The sequence below is a fragment of the Marisediminitalea oceani genome, from assembly GCF_003731635.1.
Lineage (GTDB): Bacteria > Pseudomonadota > Gammaproteobacteria > Enterobacterales > Alteromonadaceae > Alteromonas > Alteromonas oceani.
Genome location: NZ_RCUA01000003.1, coordinates 1 through 7642, shown reverse-complemented (window position 1 = coordinate 7642; position 7642 = coordinate 1). Strand labels below are relative to the sequence as shown.

General features: G+C 41.9%; 9 protein-coding genes. 1 reads left to right on the top strand and 8 read right to left on the bottom strand.

Annotation, left to right across the window (positions count from 1 at the left end; all coding sequences use genetic code 11):
• Positions 1–107: 107 nt before the first annotated feature.
• Positions 108–1307: an IS4 family transposase gene (locus tag D9T21_RS00835; protein WP_100970741.1), complete on the top strand. Its 1200-nt coding sequence runs from the start codon at positions 108–110 to the stop codon at positions 1305–1307.
• Between the two features lie 42 nt (positions 1308–1349).
• On the opposite strand, the gene D9T21_RS00830 is transcribed toward D9T21_RS00835, so the two are convergent.
• The 8 genes from D9T21_RS00830 to D9T21_RS00780 all read right to left on the bottom strand — a co-directional run bounded on the left by D9T21_RS00830 (position 1350) and on the right by D9T21_RS00780 (position 7535).
• On the bottom strand, positions 1350–1583 hold the full coding sequence (locus D9T21_RS00830; protein WP_123323305.1) for a hypothetical protein: 234 nt from the start codon (positions 1581–1583) through the stop codon (positions 1350–1352).
• Between the two features lie 154 nt (positions 1584–1737).
• Entirely contained in the window at positions 1738–2004 is a 267-nt protein-coding gene (locus tag D9T21_RS23235) for a HigA family addiction module antitoxin (RefSeq protein ID WP_123323304.1), read from the bottom strand.
• Between the two features lie 478 nt (positions 2005–2482).
• Entirely contained in the window at positions 2483–3160 is a 678-nt protein-coding gene (locus D9T21_RS00815; protein ID WP_123323302.1) for a hypothetical protein, read from the bottom strand.
• Positions 3161–3269: 109 nt separating this feature from the next.
• Positions 3270–3554 carry a hypothetical protein gene (locus D9T21_RS00810; RefSeq protein WP_123323301.1) on the bottom strand — a complete coding sequence of 95 codons (285 nt, stop codon included), beginning with the start codon at positions 3552–3554 and terminating at the stop codon, positions 3270–3272.
• A 533-nt stretch (positions 3555–4087) separates the two neighbouring features.
• A complete protein-coding gene (locus D9T21_RS00800; protein ID WP_123323299.1) occupies positions 4088–4855 on the bottom strand; it encodes an IS5 family transposase in 768 nt (255 codons plus the stop codon).
• 152 nt (positions 4856–5007) lie between these two features.
• The gene (locus tag D9T21_RS00795; RefSeq protein WP_123323298.1) at positions 5008–5289 is read right to left on the bottom strand and encodes a hypothetical protein; all 282 of its coding nucleotides are present in this window, start codon (positions 5287–5289) and stop codon (positions 5008–5010) included.
• 204 nt (positions 5290–5493) lie between these two features.
• Positions 5494–5832: a hypothetical protein gene (locus tag D9T21_RS00790; RefSeq protein ID WP_123323297.1), complete on the bottom strand. Its 339-nt coding sequence runs from the start codon at positions 5830–5832 to the stop codon at positions 5494–5496.
• Positions 5833–6335: 503 nt separating this feature from the next.
• Entirely contained in the window at positions 6336–7535 is a 1200-nt protein-coding gene (locus D9T21_RS00780) for an IS4 family transposase (protein ID WP_100970741.1), read from the bottom strand.
• Between the last annotated feature and the right edge of the window lie 107 nt (positions 7536–7642).

Here is a 7642-nt window from a genome sequence, read left to right as displayed (position 1 = left end):
TTCTGAGCTATCCCCACGAATAGTAAAATAAAGTCAAAGAGTTAGGGAACATTCATGGCATTTGGTGATCAGATCTTTCGCCAAAAAAAACCAACACAGAAAACACCATGAATGCACGCTCTATATTGAACAATCTTGTCTCTTTTGTCAGCCATAAAATGCATAAAACCCGCAAACAGGCCGTTGTCGCCTGTGTGCGAAGCTTGATTGAGAGCGGTTCGGCCACTGTGACCAGTATGGGGCGCGGTATCCGTTCCAATGCCTATGAGAAACACCGTATTAAGCGGGCTGACCGGCTGTTATCTAATGGTCACCTCCAGCGTGAAGTACCGTTTATCTATGCAATGATTTGCCGGTTATTTTGTACCTGTAAACATCCTGTCATTGCCGTTGACTGGTCAGATTTGGATAAGTGCAAAAAGCACTTTTTACTTCGCGCCGCAATTGTCGTTAAAGGGCGGCCTATTACCCTTTATCAGGAAGTGCATGATAGAAAAGCCAGTGCAAAAGCGACTACACATAGAGACTTTTTAGAGATATTGCACACGCTCTTACCGGATACCTGCCAGCCCATTATTGTCACTGATGCGGGCTACAAATCGCCGTGGTTTCGTGAAGTGCAGGCATTGAGATGGCATATTGTCGGACGTGTGCGAAAGCCACATTTATATTCGCTGGATGGCGGTAATGAATGGCAATCTATCGCTGAGCTTTATCTAAAGGCTACAACACGGCCCAAGCGATTTGATAACGCGCTTATCGTCAAGTCACGACCTTTTGCCTGTACCTTGGTGTTGGTTAAAGAGAAAGCGAAAGGTCGACGAGCGTTTAATGCCAATGGCTCGCGCCAACGGGATACCAATTCATTGAAATATGCTGATGGCGCAAGAGATCCGTGGCTACTGGCGACGTCATTGCCCTACCATCGTCACTTATCTAAACAAGTCATCGATATTTATCGCCAGCGCATGCAAATAGAAGAAGGCTTTCGGGATATGAAAAGCACGCGCTTTGGTCTGGGGTATGAAAATAATCGCAGCACAACCAAGACACGCATTACTGTTCTGGTCTTGCTTACCACACTGGCTTCGTTAGTGGCTGTACTGTTGGGCATGCTATTAGTTGTCAGTAACAAGCATCGACGCTTTCAGGCAAATACCGAAACAAAATCCGTACTATCCTTTCACTTTCTTGGCTTGAGAGCTTTTAACACCTCAATGCGATTTACCCTGCATCAGTGGAAAAAGACGATCCGCTGGCTTGATGAACTCACCGCTGAAGCTTGCATGAGCAAGATTACATGCTAAATTCGTGGGGATCCCTCAGAGCTTACTTATATCTATTCCCATTCAATTCTGCACCTTACGAGGCTTTGATACTGCTCTATTTTGAGAAACTACTGAAACTTCCTTCAGTTCTTTTTTTAGTTGCTCTTTTTTCTCAGAATCATTACCAGAGAGTGAGATGCGAGCAGTAGAGTCAGTCATCGATATTAATGCTGCAATAAAAAAACAAGGCATTAAAATGTCCTGCGCAGACTCAGATGAAGAGAAATCAGTGTTTTTTTGTTCTTGCTCAGTCATGGGAAAACTCTTTTATTATCCTTAAAATATACCGTAAAACCAAATAACCTGTCCGATTTTCAAAACCAAATCTAATTTCGGAGACTTAAGCCACTACTGTTTCTATGGTCAACTTCCAAATAAAAACAACTTGCGTCTTAAGTACAGCTAACGGTTACATAGAACTATCTATAGAGCTGTTGTGGCTTTTCTGTAAATTAAGCCAGAAACTAGACGATATCCCAGTAACGCTCTCCAATTTTGTAGCCAAGGGGTAAGTAACAGTGACCTCACCGTTGATAAAGTTATTAAGGTGATAGGTCTCTATATCTAGCGTCTTCGCAGCATCGGTGAGCTTAATATTATGTCTATCAAGATAGTATCGTTTGAATACAACACCAGGATGCTGAGTCGGTAAATGATTACTTCGTAAAACAGGCATTTAGATTTCCATTTTATCTTACTTTTCAGTTGCCACTATTTATGCGAATACGTGCGCGTTTGGTAAGGTAATAAGTCTTGAACTTGTAGATTTATGTCTTCCGTGAGCCGCCACCTCAGTGCTAGCCCGTCACCGGAAAACTGTTTAAGATTTAAAATAGATTCCTTTGGTAACAATTCGACCTCGCTTGAGGCCTTTCGAATCAACTCTTCTATTGTAGGTGTTAGCGCGAGCCTTACGACACGCGTCACACATTGAAAGGTCATCAATTTCTCTAGAAGATACCCGGCTCTTGCTATTTTCTCGATTTCGGTCAAGCGAGTTATGTCAGGCACGAAATCTTCATACCATATTGCTACAGCAACGATAATAAGTGGCTCTGAGGGGATATCTGTGAGTCGATTTTGCACTATTTCATTAAATGCTTGTTGAGCCTGACTTATATACTTGACCATCTTATCAACCACTATTCTATAACTTATTCATCAGCGTCAAATCGAGCGACAGAACAACTTAGTGCGTCAATCAGCAATAAATTATTATCATAGTCTCCTAGTAGCACTTCCATCATCATCAATGCCTTCGCATGCTCATCTTCACTACTTATTTTGGTGAGTATAGGAAATTTTTGGGTTAGGTTTCGCCCCGCCTCTCGGAGTTGAATTAACTCGTTACTAGATTCCAGCATATATCTGGCTTCGAGAGGATCTGTAGCTAATATGTTGAATATATTATTCATCACGAGGTCAGCATCGATTTCAGGCTGTTCGTTTCGCTCATCTATTATTTGAGTTAAAGTTAAATCATCCAATGCCTCTTCGAAAGCTTCAGTCGATTCATCCGCAAGATAATATTGTGGAGGATTGCATTTGCTGAGTAGCTCATCAACTGAGTATTTATTTGTGTTAAGAGAGCGCTTTCTGCACCATTCGATAGCGATTTTATCAAACTTTTTTGCGGGTATAGTCACTTCCATCGTAAATTGTGATGCCAATTTATCGTTAATGAATTTCTGCGTAACTGTCGTGTTAGCGGAGTGGTCTAATTGAATTACCGCCGGGTTAGGGTTAACCACATGATTGTCCCAATCATAGATACAATCTTGGTAAACTCCTACACCGTCGGTTGGCTCTGAAACCCATTCTTTTGTGCTCATAAGTATAAAGTCCCTGTAGAGTTTGTAGATTGATGACTGAAGAAATAACTACTGTAAAATGTATCTAGTCTTAGAATTCTATTTTGGCTACGCCCCGGGCGTCAGAGTATTACTTAGTAAATACCAGTTTTCTAAAACGGCCGCTTCCTGGATATAGGCTGAATGCTCGCCCTGCGACTTCTAGTTGCCCCTGGCGATAAAGCTGCTCAATTGTCGTTCTATACAGTGGCGGGAAATTGTCGATAGGCGAACTATCGGAGCTCCCCATTCCCGCATAGTAGCCTAAATGTAAAGAACCATCATCTAAGGAAATTAGTAATGAAGGTGAATGGATCTCATCACTGGTCCAATGCTTTAGATTGTCCATTATTTCGTCAAAAGCATTATCTGTCATACTCTTATCCACTTATTCGTTTTCGTTCAGGATTGACTAAAAAATCGAAGTGTTACTTCCCGCTTTATCATTTAATGCCTGGGAATTAATAAGCTGTGGTTTTACTGCAAATTGTCCAACTTTCGTTCTTCCGCCCACTCAAGTAACGCGTTAATTCCATGCCCTTGGTAGAGCCTGACGATTTGCGGTGGTGTTAAATTTGAAAACGCTACGAGCTATTCATTCATAAACCAAGACCAACACTTGCTATCAGACGTGAACCATGGCCGCATAGAATTTTAAAAGTGAGTCAATTTCGCATAGCCTTTTTAAGGCCTGTGCCCGATTTGCAGGGTTTTCGTTATCTAGCTCTGTAAGCTCAAATGTCAAACCAATCGAACTCAAAAAAGAAATCGTATATATTGAATAGAGTAGAGCCAATGCATCAAAGTTTTCGATAATCTTTTCGGGAGTCAAATTTATCTCGGTGTATTTAAACATAAGTACAGCAACCTGAAGCTAGGGCGTGTTGATCTTTACTGCATATATTTCACTCAGCAGTACATGGGTAGCCACATCATCGAAAATGCCAGTGATACCATGCTGGCATAATTCCTTGCTAACTTTTCATACCTCGTTGATATTGAACGATAATGCTTTATTCGAGCAAAGGCGTTTTCAACTAGGTGGCGATATTTATAGAGGCACCAATCAACGCTGTCTTTGTCTTTGTCTATATCTTGGCCATAGTTCCGTTTCGGTATGACGGAGATACCTCCTTTGGCTTCAATATATTCTCTTAATGCTTCACTATCGTAGCCTTTGTCACCTACGAAAATGTTTACTTCCCTTAAATGGTCAACCAGACTTTGAGCCCGAGCTATGCCATTTCTCTGGCCTTCTGATAGTTCAAAATAAATTGGAAGCCCACCACTATCCACGGCTAAATGGATTTTTGTGGAGTTACCACCTCGGCTTTTTCCAATGCACTCATTATCCTTAGTAGCTGCTCCGGCACTATGCTGATGAGCTTTGACAATCGAACCATCAGCAAAGACCCAGTCGTAATCAGATAGTTTGGCTAACTCATTGAATAACATATTCAATAAACCTTTCTTCGACCATAAATTGAACCGGCGATAAACGGCGCTCCAACTGCCAAATTCTGTTGGTAAATCACGCCAAGGAATTCCTGATCTCAGCCGGAAGAGTATCCCTTCAAACGTCATTCTATGTTCTGGTTTATTGTAAATACGGCCTGTACTCTTCATTACTTGAAGTAGCTTTTGCCACCGCTTATCAGTTAGCATTAGTCTTGGCATGGTATTGAGTTGTTCTTTTACTTTTGGCGAAGCAAATTATAACTCTTTACCATACCGCTCAAAAACTACTCACGAAAGATCAACACGCCCTAGAGTAGTGCAATTTACCAGGCTTATCACCAAACTTTATCTTGGGTAAAAGGCGACAAAAATCATGCTGAATTCGAGTACCAACTTGATACAGTATAGAACGCGTTAAGTTCTTTAAAGCTGTAATCTTTACGCGCTGCTAGCATCATTCTGCCTTGCATGTCCAGAAATCTTGTCATTGCGAGTAGTTCGAGATTGCTCTTCGCGACACTCAAGCTCACTAGCTTCCCATAAATATAGTTGTCATCCAGACCTTTCTCTTCGAGCACTGCTCTGACATCATGTATGAGTGAAGGCAATTTTGATTTTTCATTCTCCAGGTCGTCGAGTAGCTTATCAATCATTGATTCATCCTCTTTGTAAGCCTCTTACGCTTAATTGCAGGGCCGTAGCAACGGAAGAAATTTCTTCTTTGCATAGGTATTATCCAGCAAATTAAACCCAAAAAAAATACATCAAAATGATGCACACTCCACAACCAAAAGAGATTGGAAATGCAAATAAATTCAAAGCGTTAAGTCTAATCTCACTCAACAGCCTATTTCTTGTTATTCGTCATCGCAGTATCGGTCATAATTTTCAGCGTAAACCATGTTGATATACTCCATGCTAAACAACGGAGTTGTAATGTTTGGAGAAATGCCCTCTTCAAAAATCCTATACAGACCTTTTCTGCCTTCTGCGACATATACTTGACAACAATAGTGATAGTAAGGTGCAACGAATAAATTTGCAGCGGTTTGAATTCGAGAGTGATTTTCCATCAGTTGAAGAACACCATCACGATATTCCTTCATTTCAAATAGATTGTATAACATGGCTTGAGCGACCACCTTCAAAAGCTCTTTCACATGTTCGCAGGTATAGTCATTCGTTAGTTCTTTCATTTCAATTATTTATAGAATGTCAGGCTTATCTAAAGTCAATATATTAACAGATCCCCCTCTTGTCCCTATTTTGGGGACAAGAGGAAACCGCATCATAATGACGTGACGAAAAAAGCAATAAATGATCCGCGATACGAGTCCTTGATAAGATGGCTGGTAGACGCCAGAAGAAATCAGGGACTGACGGTTCGCCAGTTCGCTGCATTGATTGATGAATCACACCAATTTGTCAATAAAGTTGAAACATTCCAACGTAAGCTAAATGTCTATGAGTATGTGCAATATTGCCAAGCGCTTGGTCTAGAGCCTACTGAAGGGCTCAGTTTTTTGAAAAAGTAATAGTGACCTTTAATTATTCACATATGCAGTTCAAAGTTTGCAAACGTGAGCACATAGTTAGCCACTATGAGCCATTATGTTAGGAGAGAATCTGCGCTGGTATGATGCCTGTAACATCTAGTTTATACAAATTAGAAATCTACACCTGAGGGATCCCCACGAATTTAGCATGTAATCTTGCTCATGCAAGCTTCAGCGGTGAGTTCATCAAGCCAGCGGATCGTCTTTTTCCACTGATGCAGGGTAAATCGCATTGAGGTGTTAAAAGCTCTCAAGCCAAGAAAGTGAAAGGATAGTACGGATTTTGTTTCGGTATTTGCCTGAAAGCGTCGATGCTTGTTACTGACAACTAATAGCATGCCCAACAGTACAGCCACTAACGAAGCCAGTGTGGTAAGCAAGACCAGAACAGTAATGCGTGTCTTGGTTGTGCTGCGATTATTTTCATACCCCAGACCAAAGCGCGTGCTTTTCATATCCCGAAAGCCTTCTTCTATTTGCATGCGCTGGCGATAAATATCGATGACTTGTTTAGATAAGTGACGATGGTAGGGCAATGACGTCGCCAGTAGCCACGGATCTCTTGCGCCATCAGCATATTTCAATGAATTGGTATCCCGTTGGCGCGAGCCATTGGCATTAAACGCTCGTCGACCTTTCGCTTTCTCTTTAACCAACACCAAGGTACAGGCAAAAGGTCGTGACTTGACGATAAGCGCGTTATCAAATCGCTTGGGCCGTGTTGTAGCCTTTAGATAAAGCTCAGCGATAGATTGCCATTCATTACCGCCATCCAGCGAATATAAATGTGGCTTTCGCACACGTCCGACAATATGCCATCTCAATGCCTGCACTTCACGAAACCACGGCGATTTGTAGCCCGCATCAGTGACAATAATGGGCTGGCAGGTATCCGGTAAGAGCGTGTGCAATATCTCTAAAAAGTCTCTATGTGTAGTCGCTTTTGCACTGGCTTTTCTATCATGCACTTCCTGATAAAGGGTAATAGGCCGCCCTTTAACGACAATTGCGGCGCGAAGTAAAAAGTGCTTTTTGCACTTATCCAAATCTGACCAGTCAACGGCAATGACAGGATGTTTACAGGTACAAAATAACCGGCAAATCATTGCATAGATAAACGGTACTTCACGCTGGAGGTGACCATTAGATAACAGCCGGTCAGCCCGCTTAATACGGTGTTTCTCATAGGCATTGGAACGGATACCGCGCCCCATACTGGTCACAGTGGCCGAACCGCTCTCAATCAAGCTTCGCACACAGGCGACAACGGCCTGTTTGCGGGTTTTATGCATTTTATGGCTGACAAAAGAGACAAGATTGTTCAATATAGAGCGTGCATTCATGGTGTTTTCTGTGTTGGTTTTTTTTGGCGAAAGATCTGATCACCAAATGCCATGAATGTTCCCTAACTCTTTGACTTTATTTTACTATTCGTGGGGATAGCTCAGAA